The sequence below is a fragment of the Micromonospora maritima genome, assembly GCF_902825405.1.
In the GTDB taxonomy this organism is placed as follows: Bacteria; Actinomycetota; Actinomycetes; order Mycobacteriales; family Micromonosporaceae; genus Micromonospora; species Micromonospora maritima.
This window is the reverse complement of record NZ_CADEAU010000820.1, coordinates 1-1,531: the sequence shown is the minus strand read 5'-3', so window position 1 is coordinate 1,531 and position 1,531 is coordinate 1. Positions and strand designations below refer to the sequence as shown.

Sequence of the window (1,531 nt, the reverse complement as noted above, 5' to 3'; positions counted from 1 at the left end):
GGGTGAGGCGGCCCAGCGCGTACGCCGCGGCGGCGGTGAGCAGCGTGGCGCGCACCCGGCGGGCCGGCAGCCGGTCGGTCATGCCCGAACGTTAGGCCGGCACGGGGCGCGTCTCGTCGTCGCCGGCGCCGAACCCGGTCTCCTCCCCGAGGAGGAGGATCACTCGTCGGCCCCCGGGGTGGCCGGGCGGGAACGGGCGTCCACGAGCGGATCGGGCGCGGCGCCGGCCACCGGGAACGGCGGCGGCGTGCCGCCGAAGCTCGGGCACAGCGCCTGGTGGCTGCACCAGTCGCACAGGCGGCTCGGCCGGGGCCGGAAGTCCTGCCGCGCGGTGGCCTGCTCGATCGCCCGCCACAACGCCACCACCGTGCGCTCGAAGCGCACCAGCTCCTCGGCGTCGGGGGCGTAGTCGCACACCTCGGCGTCCTTCAGGTAGAGCAGGCGCAGCACCCGCGGCACCACGCCCCGGGTGCGCCACAGCACCAGGGCGTAGAACTTCAGCTGGAACAGGGCCCGCGCCTCGAACGCCTCACGCGGCGCGCCGCCGGTCTTGTAGTCGACCACCCGCAGCGCCCCGTCCGGGGCCACGTCGAGCCGGTCGAGATAGCCCCGGATCAGCAGCTCGTCGTCGACCACCGCGGAGATCAGCGCCTCCCGCTCGGCGGGCTCCAGCCGCTGCGGGTCCTCCACCGCGAAGTAGCCCTCCAGCAACGCCGCCGCCGAACGCAGGAACTCCTGCGCGGCCGCCGCGTCGCCCTCGGCGAACAGCGTCGCCAGCTCCGGCTCCTCGGTGACCAGGCGGTCCCACTGCGGGGCGACCAGGTCGCCGGCCGACTCCGGGGTGCGCGCCGGGGCCGGCAGGTCGAACAGCCGCTCCAGCACGGCGTGCACCAGCGTGCCCCGGGCCTGCTCGACCGTCGGGCGCTCGGGCAGCCGGTCGATGCTGCGGAACCGGTAGAGCAGCGGGCAGGTCTTGAAGTCGGCCGCCCGCGACGGCGACAGCGACGCCCGCACCGTGACCGGCACCCGTGCCGCCGTCTGGTCGCCCTGCGCGTCGATCACCGGTTCCGCCGTCATGCCCGGAAGGTTAGGCCACCCGTGTGACAGGTCGGTCGTCGCCGCACCGGGCCATGATCGGCGCCGCGTAGCATCGCCTGGGTGGAGCAGCGCACCCGACGACCGCGCCGGCCCGGGCTGAGCCTCGGCCGGGTCCTCGGGGTGCCGTTGCGCGTGGACGCCTCGATGCTGCTGCTCACCGTCGTGGTCACCGTGCTCTACGCGGCGCTGGCCCGCCGCCAGCTCGACCTCGGTCACCTCGCCGGCTACCTGGTCGGCCTCGGGTTCGTCGTCTCGCTGCTCGGCTCGGTGCTGCTGCACGAGCTGGGGCACGCGCTGACCGCCCGCCGGTACGGCATCGGTGTGCGCGGGATCACCCTCGACCCCCGCCCCTGCGTCGTCAACCCGCCGCAGTGGTGGGACGTCGGCAACGACGGCAACGCCGCCGCCATGTGGCTGTGCAAGAAGCGCTGCC

Annotated in this window: 2 protein-coding genes; one reads left to right on the top strand and one right to left on the bottom strand. The window is 75.2% G+C overall.

Annotated elements, in window-relative coordinates; translation table 11 throughout:
* Positions 1 to 159 precede the first annotated feature (159 nt).
* The gene (locus tag HUW36_RS32645) at positions 160 to 1,077 is read right to left on the bottom strand and encodes a RecB family exonuclease (protein WP_174531559.1); all 918 of its coding nucleotides are present in this window, start codon (positions 1,075 to 1,077) and stop codon (positions 160 to 162) included.
* Between the two features lie 81 nt (positions 1,078 to 1,158).
* Here HUW36_RS32645 and HUW36_RS32640 point away from each other — a divergent pair.
* On the top strand, positions 1,159 to 1,531 hold a 373-nt coding region (locus HUW36_RS32640; RefSeq protein WP_484502618.1), incomplete at its 3' end, for a zinc metalloprotease.

Excerpts from the sequence above, each read along its gene's own strand:
- HUW36_RS32645 (WP_174531559.1), bottom strand. The coding sequence starts at position 1,077 with ATGACGGCGGAACCGGTGATCGACGCGCAGGGCGACCAGACGGCGGCA.